General features: G+C 57.1%; 27 protein-coding genes. 7 read left to right on the top strand and 20 right to left on the bottom strand.

The window, feature by feature from the left end; translation table 11 throughout:
* Positions 1–20: 20 nt before the first annotated feature.
* From ACR0AM_RS14860 to ACR0AM_RS14840, 5 genes are read right to left on the bottom strand one after another with little or no spacing between them, the layout of a single operon-like run.
* Positions 21–731 (bottom strand): flagellar hook-basal body complex protein, encoded by a 711-nt coding sequence (locus ACR0AM_RS14860; RefSeq protein WP_480623322.1) that lies wholly within the window; start codon positions 729–731, stop codon positions 21–23.
* Positions 731–1,003: a flagellar biosynthetic protein FliQ gene (locus ACR0AM_RS14855; protein WP_171621143.1), complete on the bottom strand. Its 273-nt coding sequence runs from the start codon at positions 1,001–1,003 to the stop codon at positions 731–733. The genes ACR0AM_RS14860 and ACR0AM_RS14855 overlap by 1 nt, the downstream gene beginning before the upstream one ends.
* Positions 1,004–1,007: 4 nt before the next feature.
* Complete coding sequence (gene fliE / locus ACR0AM_RS14850; protein ID WP_480520031.1) at positions 1,008–1,298, bottom strand: flagellar hook-basal body complex protein FliE; 291 nt, start codon at positions 1,296–1,298, stop codon at positions 1,008–1,010.
* An 11-nt stretch (positions 1,299–1,309) separates the two neighbouring features.
* Entirely contained in the window at positions 1,310–1,696 is a 387-nt protein-coding gene (gene flgC, locus ACR0AM_RS14845) for a flagellar basal body rod protein FlgC (protein WP_480520033.1), read from the bottom strand.
* Between the two features lie 12 nt (positions 1,697–1,708).
* The gene (locus tag ACR0AM_RS14840) at positions 1,709–2,095 is read right to left on the bottom strand and encodes a FlgB family protein (RefSeq protein WP_480474743.1); all 387 of its coding nucleotides are present in this window, start codon (positions 2,093–2,095) and stop codon (positions 1,709–1,711) included.
* A gap of 87 nt (positions 2,096–2,182) precedes the next feature.
* Here ACR0AM_RS14840 and ACR0AM_RS14835 point away from each other — a divergent pair, with 87 nt between their 5' ends.
* The 6 genes from ACR0AM_RS14835 to ACR0AM_RS14810 all read left to right on the top strand — a co-directional run bounded on the left by ACR0AM_RS14835 (position 2,183) and on the right by ACR0AM_RS14810 (position 9,421).
* On the top strand, positions 2,183–3,520 hold the full coding sequence (locus tag ACR0AM_RS14835) for a FliI/YscN family ATPase (protein WP_480623321.1): 1,338 nt from the start codon (positions 2,183–2,185) through the stop codon (positions 3,518–3,520).
* A gap of 88 nt (positions 3,521–3,608) precedes the next feature.
* Positions 3,609–4,448, top strand: coding sequence for an OmpA/MotB family protein (locus tag ACR0AM_RS14830; protein WP_480623320.1), 840 nt, complete (start codon positions 3,609–3,611; stop codon positions 4,446–4,448).
* Between the two features lie 91 nt (positions 4,449–4,539).
* A complete protein-coding gene (locus ACR0AM_RS14825; protein WP_480623319.1) occupies positions 4,540–5,835 on the top strand; it encodes a flagellar hook protein FlgE in 1,296 nt (431 codons plus the stop codon).
* 33 nt (positions 5,836–5,868) lie between these two features.
* Complete coding sequence (gene flgK, locus ACR0AM_RS14820; RefSeq protein WP_480623318.1) at positions 5,869–7,320, top strand: flagellar hook-associated protein FlgK; 1,452 nt, start codon at positions 5,869–5,871, stop codon at positions 7,318–7,320.
* A gap of 2 nt (positions 7,321–7,322) precedes the next feature.
* Positions 7,323–8,330, top strand: a complete 1,008-nt coding sequence (locus tag ACR0AM_RS14815) for a flagellin (protein ID WP_480623317.1) — start codon at positions 7,323–7,325, stop codon at positions 8,328–8,330.
* The gene (locus ACR0AM_RS14810) at positions 8,327–9,421 is read left to right on the top strand and encodes a flagellar basal body P-ring protein FlgI (RefSeq protein ID WP_480474732.1); all 1,095 of its coding nucleotides are present in this window, start codon (positions 8,327–8,329) and stop codon (positions 9,419–9,421) included. Before ACR0AM_RS14815 ends, ACR0AM_RS14810 begins: the two co-directional genes overlap by 4 nt.
* A 53-nt stretch (positions 9,422–9,474) precedes the next feature.
* Here the strand turns inward: ACR0AM_RS14810 and ACR0AM_RS14805 are convergent, their stop codons facing one another.
* From ACR0AM_RS14805 to ACR0AM_RS14770, 8 genes are read right to left on the bottom strand one after another with little or no spacing between them, the layout of a single operon-like run.
* Positions 9,475–10,119, bottom strand: a complete 645-nt coding sequence (locus tag ACR0AM_RS14805) for a DUF1523 family protein (RefSeq protein WP_480623316.1) — start codon at positions 10,117–10,119, stop codon at positions 9,475–9,477.
* Between the two features lie 10 nt (positions 10,120–10,129).
* Complete coding sequence (locus ACR0AM_RS14800; protein WP_480474728.1) at positions 10,130–10,396, bottom strand: hypothetical protein; 267 nt, start codon at positions 10,394–10,396, stop codon at positions 10,130–10,132.
* Position 10,397: 1 nt separating this feature from the next.
* Positions 10,398–11,735 (bottom strand): DUF6638 family protein, encoded by a 1,338-nt coding sequence (locus tag ACR0AM_RS14795; protein ID WP_480623315.1) that lies wholly within the window; start codon positions 11,733–11,735, stop codon positions 10,398–10,400.
* On the bottom strand, positions 11,732–12,577 hold the full coding sequence (locus ACR0AM_RS14790) for a hypothetical protein (protein WP_480623314.1): 846 nt from the start codon (positions 12,575–12,577) through the stop codon (positions 11,732–11,734). The genes ACR0AM_RS14795 and ACR0AM_RS14790 overlap by 4 nt, the downstream gene beginning before the upstream one ends.
* On the bottom strand, positions 12,574–14,508 hold the full coding sequence (locus tag ACR0AM_RS14785) for an AAA family ATPase (RefSeq protein WP_480623313.1): 1,935 nt from the start codon (positions 14,506–14,508) through the stop codon (positions 12,574–12,576). The genes ACR0AM_RS14790 and ACR0AM_RS14785 overlap by 4 nt, the downstream gene beginning before the upstream one ends.
* A gap of 55 nt (positions 14,509–14,563) precedes the next feature.
* Entirely contained in the window at positions 14,564–15,682 is a 1,119-nt protein-coding gene (locus tag ACR0AM_RS14780; protein WP_480623312.1) for a hypothetical protein, read from the bottom strand.
* Positions 15,675–16,091, bottom strand: coding sequence for a hypothetical protein (locus tag ACR0AM_RS14775; protein WP_480623311.1), 417 nt, complete (start codon positions 16,089–16,091; stop codon positions 15,675–15,677). The genes ACR0AM_RS14780 and ACR0AM_RS14775 overlap by 8 nt, the downstream gene beginning before the upstream one ends.
* Positions 16,092–16,095: 4 nt before the next feature.
* Positions 16,096–17,175: a coiled-coil domain-containing protein gene (locus ACR0AM_RS14770; RefSeq protein ID WP_267365200.1), complete on the bottom strand. Its 1,080-nt coding sequence runs from the start codon at positions 17,173–17,175 to the stop codon at positions 16,096–16,098.
* Between the two features lie 286 nt (positions 17,176–17,461).
* Between ACR0AM_RS14770 and ACR0AM_RS14765 the strand changes: the two genes are divergently transcribed.
* Positions 17,462–18,937: an NAD-dependent succinate-semialdehyde dehydrogenase gene (locus tag ACR0AM_RS14765; protein WP_480623310.1), complete on the top strand. Its 1,476-nt coding sequence runs from the start codon at positions 17,462–17,464 to the stop codon at positions 18,935–18,937.
* Positions 18,938–19,107: 170 nt separating this feature from the next.
* Here the strand turns inward: ACR0AM_RS14765 and ACR0AM_RS14760 are convergent, their stop codons facing one another.
* From ACR0AM_RS14760 to ACR0AM_RS14730, 7 genes are all read right to left on the bottom strand, one after another.
* Positions 19,108–20,034: a DMT family transporter gene (locus ACR0AM_RS14760; RefSeq protein WP_480520062.1), complete on the bottom strand. Its 927-nt coding sequence runs from the start codon at positions 20,032–20,034 to the stop codon at positions 19,108–19,110.
* Between the two features lie 171 nt (positions 20,035–20,205).
* Entirely contained in the window at positions 20,206–20,673 is a 468-nt protein-coding gene (locus ACR0AM_RS14755) for an Hsp20 family protein (RefSeq protein ID WP_480474711.1), read from the bottom strand.
* 122 nt (positions 20,674–20,795) lie between these two features.
* Positions 20,796–21,611, bottom strand: a complete 816-nt coding sequence (locus tag ACR0AM_RS14750) for a trypsin-like serine peptidase (protein WP_480623309.1) — start codon at positions 21,609–21,611, stop codon at positions 20,796–20,798.
* Positions 21,608–22,399: a trypsin-like serine peptidase gene (locus ACR0AM_RS14745; protein WP_480623308.1), complete on the bottom strand. Its 792-nt coding sequence runs from the start codon at positions 22,397–22,399 to the stop codon at positions 21,608–21,610. Before ACR0AM_RS14745 ends, ACR0AM_RS14750 begins: the two co-directional genes overlap by 4 nt.
* Before the next feature lie 120 nt (positions 22,400–22,519).
* The gene (glcF, locus tag ACR0AM_RS14740; protein ID WP_480623307.1) at positions 22,520–23,833 is read right to left on the bottom strand and encodes a glycolate oxidase subunit GlcF; all 1,314 of its coding nucleotides are present in this window, start codon (positions 23,831–23,833) and stop codon (positions 22,520–22,522) included.
* Between the two features lie 4 nt (positions 23,834–23,837).
* Entirely contained in the window at positions 23,838–24,938 is a 1,101-nt protein-coding gene (locus ACR0AM_RS14735) for an FAD-binding protein (protein ID WP_480555302.1), read from the bottom strand.
* Positions 24,939–24,987: 49 nt separating this feature from the next.
* Entirely contained in the window at positions 24,988–26,427 is a 1,440-nt protein-coding gene (locus ACR0AM_RS14730) for an FAD-linked oxidase C-terminal domain-containing protein (protein ID WP_480494513.1), read from the bottom strand.
* Positions 26,428–26,505 lie beyond the last annotated feature (78 nt).

The following is a 26,505-nucleotide window of genomic DNA, read 5'->3' as shown; positions in this document are numbered from 1 at the left end:
TCAAACTCTCCTTATTCCGTTCAGCGCATCAGCGCCTTGAGCGCCCCGCGCACGCGTTCGTCTTCGCTGTCAAGAAAACTCTGCCCCAGCTCATACGCGCGCTGGATTTCCACCAAGCGGGTCACCTGCTGAATGGCATTGACGTTTGAACCTTCGAGAAAGCGATGCAAAACAACGGGTTCATCAACCGGGTCTATCGCACCGTTGGCACGAAACCGCGTATTTCCTTCGCGGACCAGCTCCTGCGGATCAGTAACATTGAAAACGCCCAATTGGCCCAGAAACTGGCCGTTGACACTCAACGTTCCATCACTGCCGACATCAATCGAAGCTGCATCGGGCGGGATAAAGACAGGGGCACCGTTGGCATCCAGAACGCGTGCGCCATCCATCGCAACCAGATCGCCTTCGGCGTTTGGCGAGAAGCTGCCCGCGCGCGTCAAACGGTTACCATCCGGGGTTTCAACCATGAAAAACCCGTCCCCTTCGAGGGCGAAATCAAACTGCCCTCCGGTTTCCGTAAGAACGCCTTTTTGCAACGATGTGTTACGCGCCTCGGCCCGGCTCATGGAGAGGGACGGATTGTTCGGCATGTCCCGCACGTATTCCGAAAATACCAGCCCTTGCTGGCGATATCCGGTCGTGTTGGCGTTTGCGATGTTATTCGCCACCAGCCGCATTTCATTCATCAGCCCGGACTGGCGGGACAGGGTGACGTAAGCCGTGTCCATCAGCGGCCTCCTGCAATCAAGGGAACAAGTGTTCCGGTAAAAAACGTAACAAGGGTCTGAGTCATGAACCCCATCGAAATCCAGAACACGACGACAATGGCGATCAATTTGGGAACGAAAGTCAGGGTCATCTCTTGAATCGAGGTCAGCGCCTGGAACAGACCGACAATCAGGCCAGAAACCAGCGCCACGGCAAGGATCGGGACGGATGTGATGACCGCAACCCACAACGCCTGACGAACGATGTCATAAAAAAGCCCTTCGCTGAGCATCGGGTCAGACCGGCATTCTTAGGATTTCCTGATAGGCTTCGACCACTTTGTTGCGGACGATCACCGCGGTTTCTACCGCCAGTTCGGTCTGGGCCAGCGCCTGAACAAGTGCATGGGGATCAGCCTGACCGACCATCGCAGACTGAGATATCTGTTCGCTGTGTCTCAGCGTGGTTGCAAAGTCCTGAAAGGTCGCCCTCAATCCTTGTGCCGCCCCGCTATGATCGGGATCGGCCTGTGTGGCAGAGCGTGCGCCGGCATAATTCTGCGCGGCGTTGAGTGATCGGATATCCATTCTGGTTGTCCTTATTTTCTGAGCAATTCCATCAGCGACGACGACATCTGCCGCGTCTGATCAAACATCTTTAGATTGGCCTCATAACTGCGCTGGGCTTCCCTGGCGTCCGCGATTTCAATCATCAAATCGACGTTGGAGCCTTGGTAGTGACCACTTTCATCTGCCAACGGATGACCGGGGTCGTAGATGCGGCTCAGCGAACGCTGATCAAGCGTCACGCGGCCGGCCTGCACCATGTCCCCACCGTTTTTCTGCACGGTTTCAAACGGTACGGTCTTGCGCCGATAGCCGGGCGTGTCTGCGTTCGAGATGTTTTCGGACACATGCCGCAACCGTGCGGATTGTGCGCGCAGGGCACTGGCTGACGCAGCAAGGGAATGGGAAAAATCGCTCATGCCTGCCGCCCCTTATCCGCGACCCAAACTGGTGCGCAGAACGTCCATCGAGGATTTGTAAATCGCCAGCGCTCGGTCATGCTGTCGTTTGACATCGACCGATTTCAGCATCTCTTCCTCAAGCGACACGCCATTGCCATTGGGATCGCCTGATGGGACAGCTTCAACCTCAGCCCAGTTTTGCGCACCCATACTGCCGTGCAGATGGCCCGGCCGCGTGGCTTCCATGGTCACGTCATGCCCGGTGGTTTCGAAAGCTTTCTGAAAGGCCTCGATATCGCGCGGTTGATAGCCCGGCGTATCCGCATTGGCCATGTTTCGCGCAATGATCGCCTGCCGTTGCCCTGCATGGGTTGCCATTGCGTACGCTGTCTTAAAGACGTTCAGGTCATAGAACATCGGGGCTTCTCCCTCGATCAATTTCAATCAAGGCTTAACCCCGATTCCTTTAGAAACCGTTTTCAGAACTCAGTTGGAGACCCCACGATGTCTGATCTCGACCCGGTACTTCTGAAACACGAACTCGACAGGATGACCGCAGTCCGTCACGTGGGGCTGGTCACCGGCGTCGCACAGGGTCTGATCGAGATCGGTGGATTGAACACGCATGCCCGGGTCGGGGATTTGCTGACATTGCGGCGGCGCGTCGGGTCCGATCTTGCGGGCGAGGTGCTTCATGTCAGTGCTGGCCATATCAAAATGCTTCCCAATGCGGCGCCCGACGGCGTGAGCCTGGGGGATCGCGTCTACCTTGACCCATCACCGGATTTTGCACCAGGATTGCACTGGCTTGGACGGGTAATCGACCCCTTTGGCAGACCCTTGGATGGAAAGCCGTTGCTGAGCGGATCGCAGACGCGCGATATCATGCAGGCCCCTCCACCAGCCGTGGCGCGCAAACCGTTGGGGCAGAGGATGGGCACCGGTTTGTCGGTTCTCAACACTGTGTTGCCCGTCGTGCGCGGTCAGCGGGTGGGGTTGTTCGCCGGGTCGGGTGTCGGAAAATCGACCCTGCTTTCCACACTGGCTAGGTCCATGCAGGCCGATGTCGTCGTAGTCGCGCTTATTGGCGAACGCGGACGCGAGGTGAATGAATTTGTCGCGCAGGCCATTGGCCCCGAAGTCATGAAGCGCACGATCGTGGTGGCTGCCACCTCTGACCAGTCGGCGTTGGCGCGCAGGCGGTGCGCCTGGTCGGCCATGTCGATGGCTGAGTATCTGCGGGATCTGGGGCTGAACGTTCTTTTTTTGGCTGATTCTGTGACCCGCTTTGCCGAAGCGCATCGTGAAATTGCTGTTTCTATGGGGGAATCGCCGTCTATGCGGGGATATCCACCCTCTGTCACACCCCTGATCGCCAGTCTTTGCGAACGCGCAGGCCCCGGAACGCAGGAACAGGGGGATATTACCGCAGTGTTCAGCGTTTTGGTGGCAGGTTCGGACATGGATGAACCCATCGCTGACATTCTGCGCGGCGTTTTGGACGGGCACATTGTGCTCAGCCGCGACATCGCCGAACGGGGGCGTTTCCCGGCCATTGACGTCAGCAGATCAGTGTCGCGGAGCCTGCCAGGAGCCGCATCCGAGGCCGAGAACCAGATGATCACAGAAACCCGAAAACTCGTGGGCAGTTACGAGCAGTCCGAAGTGATGATCAAGGCCGGGCTGTATGCCGAAGGGTCTGACCCGCTGCTGGATCAGGCCGTTCGCATCCATGAGGAACTGGACGCCTTTTTTGCCAAACCGGAAGCTGAGGGAATCGAAAACAGTTTTGATCGCCTGTCATTGATACTGCGCCGTGCATCAATCAGCTTGCCACGCTAGGCGAAACTCTGAACAGTTTTAAGTATTAAGGCCACCTTAAGACCTGCTCTGCTAGGCAGATAGTCGGGTGATAATATAGGTGGTGGAGATGGGTGCGCAGACCAATGCGGCGCCAATCATCATCAAGAAGAAGCGTGTATTGGGTGGTGATGGTCACCACGGCGGGGCGTGGAAAGTTGCATATGCCGACTTTGTCACGGCCATGATGGCCTTCTTCATGTTGATGTGGCTGCTGAACGCGACAACTGAACAGCAACGCAAAGGATTGGCGGATTACTTCGCCCCGACAATCCCTCTGAGCCCCGAATCCGGCGGCGGAGACGGTGCCTTTGGCGGCGACAGCATGTTGTCGGAAAAGACGTTGCTGCGGGATGGTGCCGGGGCCAGCACCAAACACGCAACTGAATCCCGTCAGGCGCGCGGATCAACCGGTGTGAACGCCAACGGTGGTGGCAAAGGTGACTCCGAAGACTTCTCGACGCTTGAAGCTCAGCTTTTGGGGCGAACCGGTGAAAGCGAGGTGTCGGATAAGCTTCTCAGGCATATCGTGACACGCGTCACCGACGAAGGATTCGTCGTTGATCTATTCGATACGGATACCCAGTCATTGTTCGAATCCGGTTCCGAGAAACCAACCGGGATCATGCGGGCGCTTGCTTTGATCATAGCGCGTTCTTCGGATCTGGTGACCAACCCGATTGCAGTCACAGGCCATGTCAGCGCATCTCCTGTTGTGCAGGTTCGCAATACCACCTGGGATCTGTCCACTGCCCGAGCGCAATCAGTCCGCCAGCTGTTACAGGACAAAGGCGTGGCGGCAAGCCGTATGGATCGCATCACAGGTCATGCTGACCGAAAACTCTTCACCGACAATCCGATGGCGGTTCGGAACAACAGAATCGAAGTGATATTTCTGCGTCGACCCTAAAGGATAGAACGCATTTTACCTGTTAGCGCGCTGTTAAGGGGCAGCGCGTTACCTGTTGCATCGAAGCTTGACGCAACAGAAGGGCGCGCCAATGACCATTTCCTCTTCGCTGAATGCCGGTGTGGCGGCGTTGAAGTCCAACGCCAACAGGCTGGCCACGATTTCCGACAACATCGCAAACTCTTCTACCTACGGATACAAACGGGTGGAAACTGACTTTCATTCGATGGTCACGTCTGGTCAGGGTGGCAGTTATTCGGCAGGGGGCGTGCGCACGACCAGCCAGCGCATGATTGACCAGCGCGGATCACTGGTGACCACCAGCAACTCTACCGATTTGGCAGTGCGCGGACGCGGCATGTTGCCGGTGCGCTCCAGCTCGCAGGTCGGCGCAAATTCCAACGAGATGTTGCTGACGACCACGGGTTCCTTCCGGACCAATGACGAAGGATATCTGGTGACCGAATCCGGCCTTGTTCTCTTGGGATGGCGTGCTGCGGCAGACGGGTCCATCCCGCCCGTTCCACGCGACACGCCCGCTGCGCTTGAACCAATTCAGTTGAGCGTCAACCAGTTGTCCGGTGCCCCGACGACAAAGATGAACCTGCGTATGAACCTTCCCGCAACGGCAACAGATGCGGGTGCGCCTGGTGACACACAGCCTTTATCGGTCGAGTATTTCGACAATCTCGGAAAATCCGAAAGTATTGATATCCAACTGATCCCGACCGTTCCGGCAACCGGCAGCAGCAATGAATGGACCATGGTTCTGCGCGACTCGGCATCCGGCGGCGTGGTTATCGGGGAATATACTTTGACCTTTACCGACAACCGAACAGCCGGGGGCACTCTGGCCAGCGTCACCCCTGTAACCGGCGGCGCCTACGATCCGGCAACCGGCAGTGTCATGGTCAACGTCGCTGGCGGCCCGATGGAGGTCAATATCGGGCTGATCGGCGATGCCGATGGCATTACTCAGCTATCCGATACATTCGCTCCGGTTTCAATCACGCGGGACGGCTCTGCCGTTGGTACGATGACCAGCGTTCAGGTCGATGAAAGTGGCTATGTCTATGCATTCTACGATACCGGTGTCAGCCGCCGAATGTTCCAGATCCCGCTGGCCGATGTTCCCAATCCCAACGGCCTGACGGCACTGGACAGTCAAACCTACGCGCCATCCCGCGAAAGCGGCACGTTCTTTCTGTGGAACGCGGGCGAAGGCCCAACCGGAGATATCGTTTCTTTCGCGCGCGAGGAATCCACCACGGATGTGGCAACCGAGCTGACATCACTGATCCAGACACAACGCGCCTATTCATCCAGCGCCACGGTGATCCAGACGGTGGACGAGATGCTTCAGGAAACGACCAACTTGAAGCGCTGATCCAGGCACTGACCAAAGGAAAGGAGCAGCCTCATGAATATGTCGACGGCACTCAATAACGCATTGGGCGGGCTGACAGCGGCCAGTCGCGGGGCCGCTGTGGTGTCGGGGAATATCGCGAATGCCCTGACACCAGGCTATGCGCGCAGGTCCCTTGAACTGGCGACAAGCCCCATAACTGGCAATGGCGTGCGTACGGTTGGGGTGATCCGGCATCAGGATCCGGTTCTGACGGCCAACAGACGATCGTCAGACGCCGAGCTTGCCTTTCAATCCGCCATCTCAGATTTCCGTTCACGGTTCGAAAACCTTGTGGGAACAGCAGACGGCACGCCATCCCTTGCCAGCCGTATGTCTGCCTTGGAAAACAACTTCATCACCGCAGCCAGTCTCCCCGACTCGATCGAAAGACTTGATCAAGTGGCGCGCGCGGCGAGCGATCTTGCGGCAGAGCTGAATGCGGCTTCTGAAGGCGTGCGACAGGCACGCTCGGACGCGGACCGCAAGATAGGCGCTCAGATCGAAAGCCTGAACCTGGTTCTGAAAGACATCGAAATTTTGAACGCAAAGATTCCGGCCATTCAGAATTCCGGCGGCGATATCGGGGCCTTGCTGGATCAACGGCAAGTCCTGATCGATCAGGTCAATACCCTGATCCCGGTCAACGTTGTGCCACGCGCCAACGATCAGGTATCGCTCTATTCAGACGGCGGGTTGATACTTCTGGAAGGTAAGGCGTCCGAGTTCACCTTCTCCACGACCGGTGAGACGAAACCCCACATGACGGTTGCAAATGGCCTGCTGTCCGGATTGGCTATGAACGGCAATCCGGTGCGCACCAGCGGGGACACTGCGCAAATCCGCGGTGGCGCATTGGCAGCCCAGTTTTCGGTCCGTGATGAATTAGCGGTTGAGGCACAGTTGCAGCTTGATACCGTTGCCCGCGATCTTATCGAACGATTTGAAACGCCGGGCTTGGATCCCACGGCACTCGCGACAGATCCCGGTTTGTTCACAGACAACGGAAATCAGTTCGACCCGATAACCTTTGTCGGGCTGTCATCGCGCATTTCGCTGAATTCGGTTGCAGACCCCGACAACGGCGGCGACAGCTGGAAGCTCCGCGCCGGGCTGGGTGCCGCAACACCGGGCGATCCCGGGCAAGCGTCGCAACTGCATGCTTTCGGTGCCATTATGAGCGATGCGCGCGCCGTACCGGGCGGGCTGTTTGGCACTGGAAACATGCGCGCCGCCGAGTTGACCGAGGCGCTTATGTCGAAAGCCGGGGCGCAATCTCACGCCGCGGAGCGGCGGAAGGCATTTGCCAGCAACAGCCAACAACAAATGTCACAGATTGAGGCCGAACAAGGCGTCGATACGGATCAGGAACTACAGCGCCTCATGCAGATCGAACAGACATACGCAGCAAACGCACGTGTCATCTCGGTCGTCGATGAGCTTATGGAAACGCTTCTGAGGTTATGAGCATGAACTTGACTGCCATCGGCGATCTGGCGCGCGGTATGACCCTTCGCACTCGCGCCACTGAAATCAAAACACAGATTGAAACCCTCTCTTACGAGATGTCCACCGGCAAAGTGCAGGACATATCTGGCCGGCTTGGCGGAGATTACTCTCAGATCCTGGATTTGGACCGTTCGCTTGCCAGACTCGACGCCTTTGGCATCGCCACAGCCGAAATGGCCCTGTTCACGGATGCCATGCAGTTGAGCCTGAAGACATTTGGAGATTCGGTTGGCGAAATAACCGCGTCTCTGTTGGCCTACGGGACGGCCAATCAGCCTGTAAATCATGCACAGGCGTCAGATCATGCCAGGAATGAGCTCGACACGATGGTATCGGCGTTGAACACGCGGGTTGGTGGACGCAGTCTGTTTTCGGGTACAGCCACGGATGTCTCGCCACTGCCATCGACCGACACGCTGTTGGCTGCGTTGAAGACACAACTGACGGGGGCCATGACCGTCTCCGACATACGCCTGGCTGCCGATACATGGTTCAATAGCCCTGCCGGGTTTGACGCCATGATTTATCAGGGTGCGAACACCACGCTCTCTCCTATGCAGATCTCGGAAAATGAAAGCGTTACGCTGCCACTCACGGCAACCAACCCGGCATTCAAGGCAGCCCTAAGGGATGTTGCCGTAGCAGCATTAGCCACTGACAATTTGTTGGCCCTTTCTTCCGACCAGCGCACCGCCCTGTTCACGCAGTTGGGCGTCGATCTGGCGAACGCACAGGATGCCACAGTAAACCTGCGTGCCCAGGTCGGCAGCGCCGAGGCCCGCATCGAACAGGCCGCCACGCGCAATTCGATGACCCGAACCAGTCTGGAATTCAGCCGGAACGAGCTGATCGCAGCAGATCCCTATGAAACAGCGGCGAAATTGCAAACGGTGCAGTTTCAGCTGGAAAGCCTCTATTCGGTGACCGTTCGCAATGCGAACCTTTCACTGGTGAATTTCCTGAGATGAGGGCGCTGATACTTCTCCTGATCCTTCTTCCCGGTATGGCCTGGGCGGGGGCAATCCGCCTCAAGGACCTCGTGGATTTCGATGGTGTCCGAGGTAATGATCTTGTGGGTTATGGCCTGGTTGTCGGTTTGAACGGAACCGGTGACGGATTGCGCAACTCCCCTTTCACCGAAGAGATCATGTCCAACATCCTGGAGCGTTTGGGTGTCAACGTAACGGGCGAGGATTTCCGGCCTAAGAATGTGGCAGCCGTCTTGGTGACAGCCAGTCTGCCGCCTTTTGCCAGAGTCGGCGGCCAAATCGATGTAACGGTTTCGGCGATAGGCGATTCAAACAGCCTATTGGGTGGGACGCTGGTTATGACCCCACTTAACGCAGCAGACGGGCAAATCTATGCGGTTGCACAAGGCACAATCCTTGCAGGTGGCGTTTCCGCTGAAGGAGAGGCCGCGTCGGTCGTGCGCGGGGTACCAACCTCGGGTGTGATCCCGTCCGGCGCGCGTGTTGAGCGTGAAATTGAGTTCGACTTGTCAACTCTGACCCAAATGCGCCTGGCATTGAGAGAACCCGATTTCACCACGGCCGCGCGTATCGAATTCGCCATAAATACCGAGTTCAACAGAGCTGTGGCAATCATGCGCGATTCAGGCACGGTTGAGCTCAACATTGCTGCAACTCAGGCAGTATCAACGGCCCATGCCATCGGGCGTATCGAGAATATTTTGGTCGAGCCGGAAGCAAAAGCGCGTGTGGTGGTCGATCAGCGGTCCGGCACTATCGTTATGGGGCAGGAAGTCCGGATATCGCGTGTGGCTGTCTCTCAGGGTAACCTGACCCTGACAGTTCAGGAAGCGCCGATTGCCGTGCAACCCAACCCGTTTGCCAAGGGCGAAACAGTGATCGTGCCGCGCACTATTGCGGGGATCGAAGAGGAAGAAGGAACTGGCCTTGCCGAAATCCCCGAAGCTACGACCCTGTCCGAGGTTGTCGCAGGCCTGAACGCGCTGGGGGTGTCGCCCCAGGATATGATCGACATCTTGAAAACCATCAAGGCGGCGGGTGCCTTGCACGCAGAATTTGTCGTCAGGTAGCCGGCATCTCTGGCCCAACGGGCGTGCTGCGAACACGCCCGCGACGTTAAGGCCTATTTCGACTTCCAGCTGTCCAGCCAGCGCTGAAATCTGTTTCGGCGTTCTTCAATCGCGTCGCCGGCAGCATAAAAGCCGTCTTCCACATTCTCGATCATCGGATCAATTCGGGCCTTCCGGAACCTGCGCCAGCGCACCCAAACCGCCCAGACCAGCGCGGCAAAAATTGTCAGGAAAATGATGTTGAACCAGGGAATGACCTGCACATCTGGCCCTTCCACATGTTTGATGAAAATGGCGTTGGGGAAGATCGACATAAACTCGTTACGCCATCCGTAATGGGTCACGACCACCCATTTCGGGTTTTCCTTGGTCGATTTCGCATCATTGGCTTCGGTGTAAAGGTTCGCCGTGTCGAACTTGAAGTAGGGTGGCCACCCCCATCCGGTGTCTTCGTTTCGGTACACGATCGGCTTGCCATTTTCGCGCACGGCCTGAATGAATTGCACATCCCGGTTAGACAGGCTGTTGGATTGGTCTTCGGGTTCGGACCAGAAAATCCGTGTCCAGTCGTTCAGATCCTGCCGCTCTTCGTAGGTGTTTACGATACGCACAACATCATGTTGCGGCAGCGAGTATTGCAGGACCGCCGCGATCGTTCCCCAGAAGATGATGATGAACGCCCATTTCACATAGGCCATGCCTAAACCCTCACATGTAATTCACGATATAGATCAGCGCGCCAATCGCCACCCATGGCACAATATAGACACCCAGGATCAGTTTGCGCCGGAACGAATTGTCATACACATGCAGCCCGCGTTCGACAAAGGCGTCCTTATTGCCCGACTTGCCCTTCTCGTCCCACCAGCTTTCCAGTTTACGACGGCGTATCCCGCGCGAGTAGAAAGACAGCGCGACATAGGCGATCGTTTGGATCACCAACAAGATCAGCAAAAGGCGCAATAACCCGAACATCTCAGCCTTTCCTTACCGAACCCCACGGACCGACCCGCGCGATTATGTCATCGCTGACCCGGTCTTCGCCGCTCATGTCCGGCTCATGGCCGAACAGCGAGGCACGGGCCCCTTGCTTGTCCACCTGATACTCGCGCGCGAGGAAGTCGGCAACATAGGCTTTCTTGCTCTCGGGCCATCTGGAATAGGTGTTATAGAACAGCTCTTTGTGGCAGATGAACATCTGGCGTGGATCCAGCGGGGCCAATTCGGCCAGCAGCATATTCACCAGATCACGGTTCGGCGTGTCAGCGGCGCGCAAAGTGTAGAAATAAGCCGGATGATCCGACGTGATACGCGGCCACGGCCCCCCGTCGCTTGCCCAGCGCAGCAGTTGCGCAAGGCCGTGATAGGCTTCGGGCAAGCGATCCGAGTGATTGCGCGCCAACCGCCGCATATCGCTTCGGTCCAGCCCGGCAAGGTCGACATCCGCATCCGCCGCCGCGTCGACAGTCAGGAAATCCATCTTCTGCTGCAGGATTGCGGCGGCATCCACGCCGCGCGCCTTGACGATGGGTTCGACCAGATCATTGTAACCCAGAAACTTTGCAATCTGGTTCCGCTGCGACGGGTCAAAAACGTATTTGATCGGCAAATCGTCAGGCTTGTCACCCATGCAGATCGCCGCCGGGTGATCCAGGTCCGGGAACAGGTACAGCCCGCCGAAATGCGCCGTCCAGAAGTTGCGTTGCTCAAAATCCGTGTGGCGCAGATGGACGGGGTTGCGCGTAACGTCGCCGGTTTCCTTGGCGGTCTCGATCATCCTGGCGATCAGCACATCGTCGAACCAGGCGTCCTCGGCGGTTTTGAACTGTTCGACCATGCCCGCCAGCTGCTGCGCCTTGCGCAAGGTACCGCCTGCGGTGTCGGCCTCAATCTCGATTTTGCGCAGATTGAACAGATCGCGGGGACTGCTGAGCTTGAAAACCGAGTTCACCAGCTCTCCGGCCACGGCATCGGTGGCGGTCAGGGCGAACAGCTGCGCTTCGTTCATCTCGATGAATTCCCGCAGGATATCGCGAGAGGTCGAGAATTTGACGTTCAGCAAAGGCGCGCGTTTCTGCTCGGTCGTCAGCAGGATGAACTGCCTGTTGACCCCGTTGGGGTTGAGGTAGAGCTCGTCCTCCAACTCAATCCCCACCTCGGGTGAATAGCCCGAGATATCGACATGGAAATCCGAAAGCTGAGTGGTCTTGCCCGCCAGATGCTGCAACGCGCGGTTATACCGCTCGACCAGAACCGGGCTGGATATGTGGACGAGGTTGCCGAACATCAGGCCTTTTTCGATGAGGCGGATCATTGGTTTCTCCGGGGGCCATAGTCCGCCCAGTATTTCGGTTTTTCGACTTCGCCTACCAGCGCAGTGATGTTTGAAATCATCCAAGTATCACAGAGGAGTTTTTTGTCTTGAGGCAGCTTATCGTATTGGGCATCAAGGAGTTTGAGAGCATTAAATAGGCGTCGAAAATCGTTCCGTATCATAGGTAATCTCTCAGTGACGAGAACGCATCCTGTCAACTCTCGAGCCCATTTTGCAAACTCAATATACAGCCTCGACATCATGTCATCAGTACTTAACTCCTCGAAAAACTCTGAATAGTCGAAGTAAATATACTTGGTCTCAGCACCTTCGTACTTGTCCAGTCTTACTAGCCAATCAACGCCTTCCCAAGCATCACTGAGCAGCATATTTCGAATTTCAATGAGCAGTCTATCGAATGTCCCCGAAGCTCTTTCCTCCAAGAGTGCAGTATTCTGCTGCCGCGCCAAGTCAGCTTGTTCCGCTGCAGCAACCGCCATCTTCTGAGTGGCCTTGCGCTGCTCCTCCATTTCCTCCTTTTGCAATGAGAGAACGCGCCTTTGCTCTCCCAGTTCGACCGATTGCAGTAGAACTGTTGCGATTAGCCAAATAAAGGCGAGAACCCCGGCCAAACCAGCTAGAGTGTCTCCGACTTCGTTAGGTGGTGCAGCATAGAGATGCCGCCACTTGGGAGGACAGTCGCCGTTCGGGAATAATGCCTCATTACAAGTGGAAGCCAACCCGAACCAAGCTATCAGCGCTGCGAAGCCCACGGTGGCAGCACACGCCCACATGATCGGGTTACTTAAACGCCAGAAACCGGGTTGTTCAGTTTCTGTCATCTATCCCTACTCTCCAGATACCGCCGTTTGGCCTCCTCCATCCGGCCCATCTCGCGGACGGCGTTTTCGATGGCAACCTCGTCGCTCTTGTCGGCATAGCGGAACTCGCTGTCGGCGTAGCGGTTGATCTCTTGCATCACCATCTCGACCGTGATCGGCTGGCGCAGGTCCTCAATCATGGCCTTCTTGGTGTCGTAGTCGCGGAACAGGAACAGGTCGGGGTTCTCCATCCATTCGTCGGGCAGTTCGAAATCCATCGCACGGACCTTGACCGCGTCGGTGATGTTCTTGATCGCGCGGCCGGTGAAACGCTCATCCGCCTGCTGGATCGCCTTGAGGTAGGTGCCCAGCTTGGCGATTGTGTCCATCTGACCGATCTCGCCCGAGACCCGGTCATAGACCTGCAACAAAGCATCCTCATGCGGGCGGGAATGGCTTTCGAAACTGGCGGCGACGGCCTTTTTGATTTCCTGCGCGGCGTAAGCCTCGTGTTCGCCCAGCGGGATGTCGTGGTTGCGACCCATCAGCAGGTGCAGGATGTCGATGTAATCCTCGCGCGTTTGCGGCCCGTCCACCAGAAACCGCGCGCCCGCCCGCTGGCGCAGGGCGTCGTCCACATTCTCGGGGTAGTTCGAGAACATGCCAAAGGTGCAGTTGCCGCGCACGACGGTGTTGGCACCGGCAAAGCTCTCCATCAGAACGGCGGTGATTTCCAGTTGCCCGGCTGACGACTGACGGTCACCGCGCTTACCCGCCAGCTGGTCGATATCGTCGATGGTGCCGAACCCGATGACCGACGGGTCGATGATCGTGTTGATAAACGCCTTGGCGTTCTGGCCGGATTTGCCCTGATAGCTGTCGATATTGTCGGTGCTCAGGTTCTGATAGCGGAACGGATAGCCCGCGTTCTGGCAATACTCGTTGATCAGCCCGGCCATCATCTGGATCAGCGTGGTCTTGCCGGTGCCCGGTTTGCCGTCACCCATGAAGGTGAAGATGAACCCGCCAAGTTCCGCAAACGGGTTCAGGCGGCGGTCGAAATCGTAGGCCATCACCATCTTGGCCAGCTTCATCGCCTGATACTTGGCGATATGGTTGCCGACCACTTCGTTCGGTTTCTTGAACGTCATGGTCAAGGTGGTTGATTTTGCCTTTGAAGCGGGCTCGAACCCCCGGATCGTCAGATCGTCGGCCTCGATATGCCAGGCTGCGTTCTGGAACGGGGCCAGATAACCTGCGGACCCTGCGCGCAGGGCTGACTTCTCCATCAGTTGCTCGGCATAGGCACTGGTGGCCGCAATCAGATGGGCATCGTCCAAGGCGTATTTGGCCAGCACCTGATCCAGTTCCCACAGGGCGCCATGCAGGGCAAGTTGGCCGTTGTCGGTCAGGACCTCTTCGATCTCACCAATATCAACCGTGGTCTCACCCAGATGCGAGGACAACAGATAAGCCAGCGCGTTGCCGAACGTGTGTAACGTGATCAGCGCTTCGGCTGTCAGTACCTCTGAAAACTCGGTCTTCCGTGCGGCGGGCAGATCCCCGGCCAGGTTTGCCCGTTTCAGATCGGCCAACGGGGTCTGTTCCGCATAAGTGTCCGCCACGGCCAGAGCGACTGCGACGGCGCGGCGGATCACCTGTTGTGCAGTCGCTTGCGGCGGCGAAACCAAGGCGTCACCATCGTCCGAGGCTTCGATCCTCTCAACCAGATGCACCCCGTCTGCGCGCACGGTCCGGCGTGTCACCAACCCCGGTGTCGTCGAGCGAAACCGCCGACCGGTTGACACGCCTGGCGAGCGTTCAACGGTGGTTTCCACGGCTTTGGCGATCCGCGGCGCATGTTCGAACCCATTCAGCAAAGCGGTCGCTGCCGGATAATGCTTGCGAATATCGTCTTCGCGCAATTCCATCTGATCTGACGTCAAACTCATCTAAAAAACCGCCCTTGCTTCATCTTTTCAAAAATACTCTCGCCGAAGGCGAAAATTAGTACCTCAAAACCTGCCCCGCATTGCTGACGACGAACTTGCGCACATCTGCAAATCCCGGCGGGTTGCGTTCGGCCAGCACCTGAAACGGGCGCTGTGGCAAGATGATCGACCGTTGGGTGCGGGTGGCCCCGGTCTCCGCCCCCTGCCCGCCGAAAGGATCCAGCGCAAAAACCTCACGCTCGACAGTTGAAAACCAGCCAGCGCGTTCCTCGATGACCTCTTCGCTGTGCAACTCTTCGGTGGTCCAGGCCAGCGCCCAATCCTGCCCTTGAGGGGATTGCGCATCTTCCAACACCTGCCGCAAGGGGCCGGATTGTTCGGTATAGGCCGAGGAATACATCGGCCCCACGTGAATACGTCGCAGGTGTTTGGGGTGCAGGTCGTTGAAATCCTGATCAAAGCCCTTGGCGATGGTCACCAGTTTCAGCCCACCTAAAGACTGCGCCATCAAGTGAGCCTGCACCTCAGGCCAGCGGCGTTGGTCCTTGGGTAGGGCGGTTTTGCCTGTGTCCTCCAGCTGCATCAGATAGATGACGGGCAGGTTGATCTGGCTGTCATAGACCGCCCAGTGGATCATGAACTTGCGCCGTTCGCCTACATTCCCGATCCAGTGGCACTCAGGATCGTTGCGGGCCCAGAACAGCTGACCCTTCAGCAACTCTTCGTAGTAGAGCCGTTGAGACAGCGCAAATTGCAGCTTGGTTGGAATTTCCCGGTCGCCAATGATCGTGCGGACCATGTCGGTTTTCAAGTCATCTTCCGAGGGCATATTCGCCAGATGCACCTGCGCCTGCTGCGCGTCATTGGCCATGGTCAACAGCTCGGCCGCCACCGGAAACCCGCTGTCGCGCTTGTCCATGGCGAGGCTGCCAAAGAACCGCCCCGTGTCGCGCCCGACCAGCAGGTATTTCATCGACAGCGCGCGGAAAGTGTAGAGCAACCCCGAGAGGTAGCGCGATACGATCCGCACCTCTTGCTTGCTGATTGCGCCCTCCGCCTCCATCGTCGCGGCCACACGCAGAAGATGGACAGTGATCACCTCAAATTTGCGGAAATAGCGACGCGAGGCGAAGGAGTCAGTCAAGCCGACATGGTCTTGGCTGGGGTTAGTCATTTGCGCATACGCGAGCGGAAATTTTTGCCCTGCAGTCTTCAAGTTGAGCCACAAAAATGAAGAGGTAGAGCCCAACAACGCCGCTCACCGGCAACCCCCACCGCAAAAACAGTGGAGCTCCTAGGAACATACCTGCAAAAGGCAATGCCCACTCCTTTCTATACTTTCGCCAGAGAGCTTTTGAGAAGATTGCTTTTCCAAATGTAAACTCGCCCCCCCAACCCTCAGCAGCGTCTGATGAGGATTTCACAAAGTAAGCAATCAGAAGCTGACTGGGTAGTATGGTCCAAATCGCAACCACACTTAGAGTTGGGATATTTGCAATCAGCCCGACGCCAAACGCAATCGTTAGGGCCACCGTTATAACTGCCAATACGGCTAGAGAGATTTCTCGCGCAGAATAACGCACGCACTCATCCCCCATACAAATTCTTATCATGCTTCTCGACAATCGAGGCAAACCGGCGCGCAAACCGCTCATCCGCCTTGGCCTTTTTCTCCAGCACGTCGCGGGCAAAGACCATGTGGTCCTCGTGCGCCTCAAGCATGTCGGCCATTTTCTGGTTGGTCGCGGTACCAATAGCAGCCATTGCCGTCTGAGCCTCCTGGTCGGTTTGCACACCGATCTCGTTAATGCGATGGGCCACGTCCTGCTGCTGCGCGGTTTTCAGCGATTTGGTCAGGGCGTCATACAGCACCACGCGCTGCTGCGTGTCTGTCTGCAGCTTGTTGATCAGCACCATCTGCGTCGCCGCCTGGTTCTGGAGCGAATCGACCCAGGTCTTACCCTTTTCGATATAACGCTCCAGTGTCTGAGACTTGGCCAACTTGACCTGCTCTTCCTGAACCTTGGCGTTGTATTGCTTGTTCAGTTCGGCCAGCTGAGTTTCCAGCTGGGTGCGCGCGGCGGCGTCCTGTTCAACGCTGATCTTGTTTTCGAGCGTGATAATCGCCGGGTCCATGCCCTGAATCTCGGCCCGCAATGCTTCCAGTTCGGCCACGGTTGCCTCACGGTCATCCAGCGTGCCTGTCAGGTTGTCCTCGACCTTTACGCGTTGTTCTTCCAGCACGGTCAGCTGCCCTTGCAGCAGCTTCACGATCACATCGGATTTGGCGATCAGATCCTGCAACTTGTCGTCGATATTGGCCGTGCGCATCCGCTCTTGCCGCAGCGACTCGGATTTTCCCTTGGAAAAGATGCCAACAAACGATTCCCACCCGGTTTTCGAGCGCATCTCGTCGAAATCCTTGGAAAACGCGTTGGTAACATCGTCCAGACCCATGATCAGCTCGGCGATGTTGGCGTTCATCACCTCAGTGTGGGCGTGAACATCCTCGAGCGTGGCATTTTCGATGTCGATATCGGCCTCGGCCGTTCCAATCTTGGCCCGCGCCGCTTCGATGCGCGAGGTCAGCCCCTCAATCTGCGACTGGCTTTCGCGCACTTTCGTTTGCGTTTCTTTGATGAGCGCTTCGAATTGCTGGTTCGACATCTCTGCTGTCCTTTTTTTCTTTAATTACCCAATAAGATAGGAAATGTTACGGTCATTTACATCCCCTTGAGTCCAAAAATCACGCAAACTCTGGCAAACTTGGGGTGGAAAGAAAAGCCGCGTGATCGCAACCTGACGTAGAACTCAACGCTGCGACTATGCTGCAACGATTAGGTCCGAAAATAATTTGATCAAAACTGGGCTGATCGACCTGTATCAGTGGCCATAGACAAAGCCTTCAACACCTGATTGGGTGCGCCAACTCAATTTCTGCGCGGAGAATGACATGCTGGACGCAACGACTGATCTAAAATCAATTCTGAAGAACCCAGGCCTGCTTGTAACCAAAGCCTATATCGGCGGTCAGTGGGTGGATGGTGACAACGGAACGTTCGACGTGACCAACCCGGCCCGGGGCGATGTGGTGGCCAAAGTGGCCGATGTCAGCCGCGCGCAGGTTGCCGGAGCAATCGCACAGGCCGAAGCCGCGCAAAAGGAATGGGCCAAGCTGACCGGCAAGGAACGTGCCGTGATCCTGCGGCGCTGGTTCGACCTGATGATGGAGAACGCCGAAGATCTGGGCAAGATCCTGACCGCAGAACAGGGTAAACCGCTGGCTGAGGCCATCGGCGAAATCGGCTATGGCGCGTCCTTCATCGAGTTTTTCGGTGAAGAAGCCAAGCGAGTGTATGGCGAGACCATCCCGGGACATCAGCGCGACAAGCGGATCATGGTGCTGAAACAGCCCATTGGTGTGGCGGCTTCGATCACACCCTGGAACTTTCCAAACGCCATGATCACGCGCAAGGCAGGGCCGGCGCTGGCGGCGGGGTGTGCCTTTGTTGCCCGCCCGGCGGCAGAAACACCACTGTCCGCGCTGGTTCTGGCGCTTCTTGCGGAACAAGCCGGCGTGCCAGCTGGTGTCTTCAACGTGGTGCCTTCATCCCAGGCCAGCGAGATCGGCAAGGAGTTCTGCGAAAACCCCGGTGTGCGCAAGTTGACCTTTACCGGCTCGACCGAGGTGGGGCGTATCCTGCTGCGGCAAGCTGCTGATCAGGTCATGAAATGCTCGATGGAACTGGGCGGCAATGCACCCTTTATCGTGTTTGATGACGCCGATCTGGATGCTGCGGTCGAAGGCGCGATGCTGTGCAAATTCCGCAATAACGGCCAGACCTGTGTCTGCGCCAACCGCATCTATGTACAGGCCGGTGTTTACGACGCGTTCGCTGCCAAACTGAAAGCGGCAGTTGAAGCCCTGAAAATCGGCGACGGTCTGACCGAGGGCACCACAACCGGCCCGCTGATCAATGCCGATGCGGTCGCCAAGGTGGAAGAGCATATCAAGGATGTCACGGACAAGGGCGGCGCCGTTCTGACCGGCGGATTGCCTCACGGTCTGGGCGGTACGTTCTTTCAGCCGACCATTGTGACCGGCGTGACTCAGGAAATGATGGTGGCGCAGGATGAAACCTTTGGCCCGCTGGCACCGCTGTTCAAGTTCGAGAATGAAGATGACGTGATCGCCATGGCGAATGACACGATCTTTGGACTGGCCTCGTATTTCTATGCAAAGGACCTGAGCCGCGTCTACAAAGTGGCCGAGGCGCTGGAATATGGCATTGTCGGCGTGAACACCGGCATCATCTCGACTGAGCTGGGCCCGTTCGGCGGCGTCAAGCAATCCGGTCTGGGCCGAGAAGGCAGCCATCACGGCATGGAAGACTATCTTGAGATGAAATACGTCTGCATGTCGGTCTGATCTGGCGGGCCATCGCCTTGGGGCGGTGGCCATTCTGCCCGCAGGCGAGGCGTTGTTCGGGTCAAACGAACCGGTGGCGGCTGGGAAATAAGCTTATTTCACCAAGCATGAATTCCCCACGCGCAAGCATCGCAGGAACTTTTCGTATGGGGCTCGATCCGATCCCAAACTTACGTCTTTTCGTTTTTCGCTATCACGGTCGTTACGGTGCGCGTCACCCGACTTCTGGTTATTGCAATCGCCCCTAAGACCAAAGCACAGGCTATGGCTTGCGCAGTTGTGATCGCTTCTCCAAACGCAAAGAACCCGACTGCAAACATCGTGGGCAATTCAATGCTTCCGACAACCGCAGTTTGAGAAGCGCCGATCAGCGGCGAACAGATCGTGTAGACAAGCTGCGGCACAAGCGCCGTGACCAATCCAATTCCAATGATCAGAACCCAATCGGACTGACCTTCAGGAAGCAGCGTGGAAACGTCTGCATTCAACATCAAGGGCAAAAGCCCAAGTACCGATCCCAGAGACACCGAGGCGATACGTGCAAGTGGCGCAATTCGGGACAACCTGTGGACCAGAACAGAAATCCCGAAGCCAAAACCAAATGGCGCCGCCAGCGAGATTAAAAGCGTAGGAATGTGCTCGACCGGAACGGATGCTGGCGAGCCTGCTATGATGGCAGCCAGAATTATGAGACCAGAAGCAAGAATCGCACGCCTTGTGGGAGTATCGGCGAACAAAGCCCACGCAATGATCAACGTGAAAACCGGATATGTCATATAGAGCACGCCCACCGTCGATGCGGGCAATGTCTTTAGGGCTGTGACATATCCGATCCAGCCAAGCCCCATCACCACTCCGACCGCAAGACCCCAACAAATCTCGCGCCAGGCTGTTCGATGTACGACGAGAACTGGCAGTAACAAAACCGCCGGAACGATGTAGCGGTAGAATGCGACCGCGAAAGGTGCGACGCCCTGCTCGGTCAGCCCCCTGCTGAAATAGGGAACAAGCCCGAAACAAATTGAAGCGAAAAGAACGCCAACAACCGCAAGCGGTTGAGGAATAGCCGGTCTAGTCTGCGTGGATGTCGTCGACATCTGCAAGTTCTAGCACAGGTTCGCGATTAGTGTAGCGGAGTTTACCGGGCCCACGCTTTGATACGCAAAGGCGTTTTCATCAAAAAAACAACGCCCCGCGTCTGGAGGAACGCGGGGCGCGGGTGTTGCGGCAGTCCGGGAGGAGGAGACTGCCGCTAGGCTTTCAAAGCCTCAGTTCACGGCCTTGGCGTCAACCACATCTTTTTCGATGGCTTTAGCCGAGGTAATTTCGATCCGGCGCGGTTTCAGTGCCTCGGGCACTTCGCGCTTCAGGTCGATGTTCAGCATTCCGTTCTCATGGCTTGCACCGGTGACACGGACGTGATCGGCCAGCGCAAAGCGACGCTCGAACGCGCGGGTTGCGATGCCGCGATGCAGATAGCTGCGGCTCTTGTCCTCAGATGCCTTCTTACCGGCAACAACCAGCGCGTTTTCTTTCACTTCAACGGACAGGTCGCTTTCTGAAAAACCGGCGACGGCCACCGAGATACGGTAAGTGTCGACATCGGTTTTTTCGATGTTGTAGGGTGGATAGCTTGGCTGTGCCACATCATTGGTCAGAACGCGATCCATCATGTCGGCGATCTGGTCAAAGCCAATGGTGGCGCGGTGCAGCGGTGCAAAATCAAATGTACGCATGTGTCATATCCTCATTTTTGAGCGATTCACGATCTGGCCCTCCGGCTGGACGGGCCAATGTTGATGACGGACCCCGTTGTGGCGATCCGATATCAGTGACATGGGAAGCGATTTGACCGAGTTCAACCCCCGCCGGAGCTGATGAATTTCGCGCCAGACCCGGACGCACCGGACCCAGCCTGTAACCGGCGGATCGTAGCTGTTGGTTTTGGCGCATCGCGCCGCATGATGGACTTGAGCTCGGCCACTATTCCGTCAAGCTCCATGCCGAACCCCACCTTTCTGCGACCGTTGGTGCCTACCGCTGAAACCACGGACAAAACCTGCCAGCGCGAACCGTTTTTTACCAGAATGGCGGATCCGGAAGACCCGAAGGTGACGTCGCAATCAAATGTGATCAGGCCCTGCCTGCGATCCAATACGCGGCACGACCTTTCGCGCGTGATCGCCTCGGATCGTCCGCGCCCATACGAGGCTATGCTGATCTCGTTTCCCGAAACTCGCCCGCTGTGCAACACGAAAGGATCGGCAATCGAATACGGGATGGGCTCATTCAGCCGCATCAGGGCGACATCCATCCGAACACCTTCGTGTGAAAGCGGGTTATTTGAAGCGTAGCCGGGCAGAACCGCAATCTGCGTAATCTGACGCTCGGCCAACGCGTTGCCGTTCCTCAGACCCGCACGAAACGTGATGTCTTTGGGCGCATATATTTCCCCGGTACGGCGGTCCACAGCACAATGGGCAGCGGTCAGCACCATGTCCTGCGCGATCAGCGTACCTGTGCAATAGGACTCTTCGCGCACATCCAGCCGCCCGATTGCTTCCCAACCATAAAGGTCATCCCGGTCTGTCAGCTTGCGTTTGTTGGCTTGCGCATGGGATGCGGTCGCCAGAACACTCAGGCCCAAAAGCAAAATTAATAAGACCTTGGTCATGGCCTGACAAACCTTGCACCGACGTTCTTGCCGGTACTTGAACCGGAGGTCGACAATCCAAATCCGTGCCCGGCAGACAGCTCGTCGCGCAGCAGTTGCAGCGAATGTTCAACCGCAGTGCCGATCGCAACGCTCTGGCCATCCATGCTGGCCTTTGCCGCCACAACCGACACGATTTGAGGGCGAGCGCCTGTAAAGGAAAAAACCGGTGCCCCTGAAGATCCGAAGTCGACGTCGCAGGACATGATCATAACGCCTGCCTGCCGGTTCATGACCGAACAAACCTGTTGCAACGAAGGTGCTTCCGACCGGTCATGTGCATAAGACACCACGCCCACTTCCGCACCCCGGCGGGGCTGATCTCCTGAATCAAACGGAATGACCGATGTGTTGCGGATCGGCTGCCAAAGCTCGATCAGGGCGACATCCGCGCCGACACGGTCCGTCGACGACTCGGCACTGAATTGATAATCCGGGTGAATTACAGCTTGTCTTGCCGTTCGATAGGCCAGAGCGCGGCCCAGCCGCCACCCAGCCAGAAATTCGATATCGGACGGGTTCACCCGCTGCCCGGACACCTTGTCGAACAGGCAGTGCGCAGCTGTCAGCACAAGGGTCGGCGACACAAGCGTTCCGGTGCAAAACCCTTTTCCGGCAATATCCAGACGCCCGACAGCCATCCATTCGCGCCCGGAATCCGAGGTCTCCAGGCTTTCCAGCCTGGTGTCCTGTGCTGTAGCCGCCATCGGCAAAGCACAAAGCACAATCGCCTTAATCCAGTTGCGCACTCGGGTCTCCGGAGACTCACTCTGAAGCGTTTGTCGTACGTGCCCCGTTGGGCGAAAATAGGGCGATCGGAGTCCAGGTGAATTTCCTGAGGAAATGATGTGGGTCGGCATCAGGGCGGCTCATCGCAATATGGGAACAGCGCCCTCTGCCCGTTGCAAGGCGGGTGGCTTTGGCCCCCCTGTCGCCCAATCCAGCAGCTCGACCGTATGAACGACTGGCACTTGGGTGCCGGACCCGATCTGCATCATGCAGCCGATATTGCCTGCGGCGATGATATCGGGTTTCTTGACCTCCAGTGCCTTTATTTTACGCTGCTTCAACTGACCCGAGATTTCCGGCTGCATGAGGTTGTAAGTCCCTGCGCTACCGCAGCACAAATGGCTGTCGGCAGGCTCGACCACTTTGAACCCGGCACGTTTCAGCAGGTCTTTGGGATAGGTCTTGATCTTCTGCCCATGTTGCAGTGAACAGGCTGCGTGATACGCAACAGTAAGGTCCTGATCACGCCCTTCGGGCAAATTCAGCTGCATAACCAGCTCACTGATATCCATCGCAATACCCGAGACCCGCGCAGCATCATCCGAGAGCGTGTCGTTTCGGAACATATGCCCGTAATCCTTGACTGTCGTCCCACAGCCCGAGGTATTGATCACGATGGCGTCCAATCCGTCGCCGTCCATCTCGCGAATCCAGGCCCTGATATTGGCGATTGCGGCTGCATGGCTGTCTTTCACCTTGCCCATGTGATGGGTCAGTGCTCCACAACATCCAGCACCCTCAGCCACCACAACCTCACATCCAAGCCGGGTCAGCAGACGGATCGTGGCGTCATTAATGTCGGTATTCAGCGCTTTCTGCGCGCATCCCGTCATCAGGGCCACCCGCTTTTTCCGCTCGCCTTCGGGCGCAAAGTTTTGTGGATCATCGTTGCGGCTGACCGGTGGAATGTTCATTGGCGCCATGTCCAGCATGGCACGCAACCGGGCATCTGGCATCAAGAACCGGAACGGGCGACCCAGTTTAGCCCCGATCAAGGCCCAGCGAAAGCGCATCGGATAGGGCAGGATCCGCGCCAGAACCCAACGCAAAATGCGATCCGTCAAAGGGCGCTTGTAATTCGCCTCGATATATTCACGCGCGTGATCGACCAGATGCATGTAGTGCACACCTGATGGGCAAGTGGTCATGCAAGCCAGGCAGGACAGGCACCGGTCGATATGTTTGACCGTCTTTTCGTCGGGCTGCCGCTCGTTTTCGAGCATATCCTTGATCAGATAGATGCGCCCGCGCGGGCTGTCCAACTCGTCGCCAAGAACCTGATAGGTCGGACATGTTGCCGTGCAGAATCCACAATGGACGCAATTTCGCAGAATTTCGTTCGCGCGTTTGGTTGCCGGGTCTTGCAACTGCCGTTCTGTGAATGATGTCTGCATAAACCTATCCCATCAGTCCCGGATTGAACAAACCACGTGGGTCAAACTTCGCGCGCAATCCATTTGTCAGGGTCGAGACGGCCGCGTTCTCTGGTTGAAAGCGCCCCAGTCGCGCGACCGTTTCTGCATCCGCTCGCACAAGTGTCGCGTGGCCGGAAAACACATCAAGCCGCGCGCGCAGATCCGTACCTTTCGGGACGCGCAGCCAGACAAGCCCGCCGCCCCAGTCAAAAAGCAACTGATCCGCTTCAGCACGCGCTGAAACTTCGGCCGCATCTCCGGGTTTAACTGAAAGCCGCCAGACATCCCCGTCCTGCCCCTGAAACGGATGAGCATCGCGGATACCAGCCCAAAGCGTGTCTGCATCCGCTTCCTCTGAAATCTCACCAAACCGGGACAGTTCAGCCGTCAACCTGCCTGTACGATATGCGACCGCATCCGTGAAGTCTTCGACCCTAAGCAGGGCTTTCCCGGCGTCGGGATCATACGCAGCCCCGGTTACCTCGAACGGCGATCTCAGTGCAGCGGACAACACCCGAACCGCAGTACCAGCATCCCGAACCGCAACAGATAATGTTGCCGCCCGTTCCGGTTTGGGCAGCACCTTCAGCGAGACCTCGGTCAAAACCCCTAAAGTACCCCAGGACCCGCCCATCAATTTGACCAGATCGTACCCGGTGACGTTCTTCATGACGCGGCCACCGTTCTTGATCACCTGCCCGCGCCCATCGACATAGCGCACCCCCAGCAGAAAGTCCCGGCAGGCCCCGGCCTGAATCCGTCGAGGGCCCGAAATATTGGCCGCGACGACACCGCCAATGGTCGGTTCACCCTGTGTTCCCAGCAAACCGCGATGGTCCATCGGCTCAAATGCGAGGTGCTGGCCCTCTGCTTCCAGCGCCGCCGTGATCTCTGCCAAAGGCGTCCCTGCCCGTGCAACAAGGGTCAGCGCCCCGGGTTCATATAGCGTGATACCGCGCAAAGCTCCGGTTTCGATTTCTGCATGCGGACCGACAATTCCACGCGTCCCGCCTCCGACAATGCGTACAGGGTTTTCCAACCCGGCCACCAGCTTTGCCAGATCGGCCTCAGTCTCAGGTCTCATTGGCTTCATCTTTTCAAAAATACTCCGGGGGCAAGGGGGCAGCGCCCCCTTATTCTGCTGCCATTCGCCGCGGCTCCGACACGTCGAGCGGAAACACTTTGGCCGCGTTCAGCAGCCATTTAGGATCGAAAACGTCCTTAACCGCCATCTGCGCCTCAAGGTCGGCAGGTGAATATTGATGAGACATCAGATCCCGCTTTTCGATCCCCACACCATGTTCCCCAGTCAGACAGCCGCCCTCGTCAACACACAGCTTCAGAATCTCTGCCCCAAAAGCTTCGCATTTTTCCAGATCGCCGGGTTTGTTGGCATCGAACAAGATCAGCGGATGCATATTTCCGTCGCCCGCGTGGAACACATTTCCGACCGGCAAACCAAACTCCTCACTCAATTCTCCGATACGACGCAGAACGGTTGGTAGGGCTGACACCGGGATCGTGCCATCCAGACACATATAGTCGTTCAATTGTCCCATGGCACCGAATGCAGATTTCCGACCCAACCAGATCTTGGCGCTTTCCTCAGCCGACTGGCTTTCGCGCAATTCAACCGGGTCATGGCGTTTTGCTATCTCGATGATTTTCGAAAGCTGAAAATCTATTTCAGCGTCAGACCCCTCCACTTCGACGATCAGCAGCGCGTTGCAATCGGGATACCCGGCATGGGCAAAGTTTTCGCAGGCCCTGATGCACAATGTATCCATGAACTCGATCGCGACCGGCAATATGCCCGATTGGATGATGTCCGAGACACACTGCCCCGCAACCTCATTGTCATTAAAACCCATCAGGACCGGTCGTGCGCCCTCGGGCTTGCGAAGAATACGCAGCGTGGCCTCGGTCACCACACCCAGTTGACCTTCGGACCCACAGATGACGCCCAACAGGTCCAGACCTGGTGCATCCAGATGCGCACCACCGATTTCGACAACGCTGCCGTCCATCATGACCATGGTCACGCCCAACAGGTTGTTTGTTGTTACCCCATATTTGAGGCAATGCGCACCGCCCGAGTTCATCGCGATATTGCCAGCAATGGCACAGGCCAGCTGCGAAGACGGATCGGGGGCGTAGAAGAAATCCTCTTCCTCGACCGCGCCGGTAACGCTTAGATTGGTGCGGCCCGTCTGTACTCTGATGAAGCGGTTGTCATAATCGATTTCCAGCACTTCATTCATACGTGCGACGCCCAGAATGACGCAATCCGCAGTCGGCAAGGCTCCACCGGCCAGCGAAGTACCCGCCCCGCGCGGCACCACAGGCACGTTTTCGTCATGACAAATGCGCAGAACATCCGAAACCTGCTGTGTGCTTGACGGCAGCACGGCCAGCATTGGCGGGCATTTATAGGCCGTCAAAGCGTCACACTCGTAAGCGCGGGTTTCGGCGGGGTCGTGGATGATCGCATCTTCGGGCAGAACGCGCGACAGCCGCGCAACAAGCGCAGATTTCCGGCTCAGAACATCCGGGCTTGGCTTTGGCATCTCCATGGCGCTCCTCCTTTTGGTAAAATAATATTACCAATTTATCGCGCTGGCAAGTTCCCATGCCCGGCCTTATTGTCGCGG

The organism is Ruegeria sp. AD9, assembly GCF_056542305.1.
Note: the sequence above shows the minus strand (reverse complement) of the source record. Positions and strands in the feature narration are given on the sequence as shown.

Coding starts and splice junctions, on each gene's coding strand:
- ACR0AM_RS14860 (WP_480623322.1), bottom strand. CDS start 731: ATGGACACGGCTTACGTCACCCTGTCCCGCCAGTCCGGGCTGATGAAT.
- ACR0AM_RS14805 (WP_480623316.1), bottom strand. CDS start 10,119: ATGGCCTATGTGAAATGGGCGTTCATCATCATCTTCTGGGGAACGATC.
- flgC (WP_480520033.1), bottom strand. CDS start 1,696: ATGAGCGATTTTTCCCATTCCCTTGCTGCGTCAGCCAGTGCCCTGCGC.
- ACR0AM_RS14790 (WP_480623314.1), bottom strand. CDS start 12,577: ATGACAGAAACTGAACAACCCGGTTTCTGGCGTTTAAGTAACCCGATC.
- glcF (WP_480623307.1), bottom strand. CDS start 23,833: ATGCAGACATCATTCACAGAACGGCAGTTGCAAGACCCGGCAACCAAA.
- ACR0AM_RS14855 (WP_171621143.1), bottom strand. CDS start 1,003: ATGCTCAGCGAAGGGCTTTTTTATGACATCGTTCGTCAGGCGTTGTGG.
- ACR0AM_RS14785 (WP_480623313.1), bottom strand. CDS start 14,508: ATGAGTTTGACGTCAGATCAGATGGAATTGCGCGAAGACGATATTCGC.
- ACR0AM_RS14750 (WP_480623309.1), bottom strand. CDS start 21,611: ATGACCAAGGTCTTATTAATTTTGCTTTTGGGCCTGAGTGTTCTGGCG.
- ACR0AM_RS14760 (WP_480520062.1), bottom strand. CDS start 20,034: ATGTCGACGACATCCACGCAGACTAGACCGGCTATTCCTCAACCGCTT.
- ACR0AM_RS14765 (WP_480623310.1), top strand. CDS start 17,462: ATGCTGGACGCAACGACTGATCTAAAATCAATTCTGAAGAACCCAGGC.
- ACR0AM_RS14780 (WP_480623312.1), bottom strand. CDS start 15,682: ATGACTAACCCCAGCCAAGACCATGTCGGCTTGACTGACTCCTTCGCC.
- ACR0AM_RS14800 (WP_480474728.1), bottom strand. CDS start 10,396: ATGTTCGGGTTATTGCGCCTTTTGCTGATCTTGTTGGTGATCCAAACG.
- ACR0AM_RS14815 (WP_480623317.1), top strand. CDS start 7,323: ATGAACTTGACTGCCATCGGCGATCTGGCGCGCGGTATGACCCTTCGC.
- fliE (WP_480520031.1), bottom strand. CDS start 1,298: ATGGATATCCGATCACTCAACGCCGCGCAGAATTATGCCGGCGCACGC.
- ACR0AM_RS14835 (WP_480623321.1), top strand. CDS start 2,183: ATGTCTGATCTCGACCCGGTACTTCTGAAACACGAACTCGACAGGATG.
- flgK (WP_480623318.1), top strand. CDS start 5,869: ATGAATATGTCGACGGCACTCAATAACGCATTGGGCGGGCTGACAGCG.
- ACR0AM_RS14755 (WP_480474711.1), bottom strand. CDS start 20,673: ATGCGTACATTTGATTTTGCACCGCTGCACCGCGCCACCATTGGCTTT.
- ACR0AM_RS14770 (WP_267365200.1), bottom strand. CDS start 17,175: ATGTCGAACCAGCAATTCGAAGCGCTCATCAAAGAAACGCAAACGAAA.
- ACR0AM_RS14825 (WP_480623319.1), top strand. CDS start 4,540: ATGACCATTTCCTCTTCGCTGAATGCCGGTGTGGCGGCGTTGAAGTCC.
- ACR0AM_RS14795 (WP_480623315.1), bottom strand. CDS start 11,735: ATGATCCGCCTCATCGAAAAAGGCCTGATGTTCGGCAACCTCGTCCAC.
- ACR0AM_RS14810 (WP_480474732.1), top strand. CDS start 8,327: ATGAGGGCGCTGATACTTCTCCTGATCCTTCTTCCCGGTATGGCCTGG.
- ACR0AM_RS14840 (WP_480474743.1), bottom strand. CDS start 2,095: ATGTTCTATGACCTGAACGTCTTTAAGACAGCGTACGCAATGGCAACC.
- ACR0AM_RS14830 (WP_480623320.1), top strand. CDS start 3,609: ATGGGTGCGCAGACCAATGCGGCGCCAATCATCATCAAGAAGAAGCGT.
- ACR0AM_RS14730 (WP_480494513.1), bottom strand. CDS start 26,427: ATGGAGATGCCAAAGCCAAGCCCGGATGTTCTGAGCCGGAAATCTGCG.
- ACR0AM_RS14735 (WP_480555302.1), bottom strand. CDS start 24,938: ATGAGACCTGAGACTGAGGCCGATCTGGCAAAGCTGGTGGCCGGGTTG.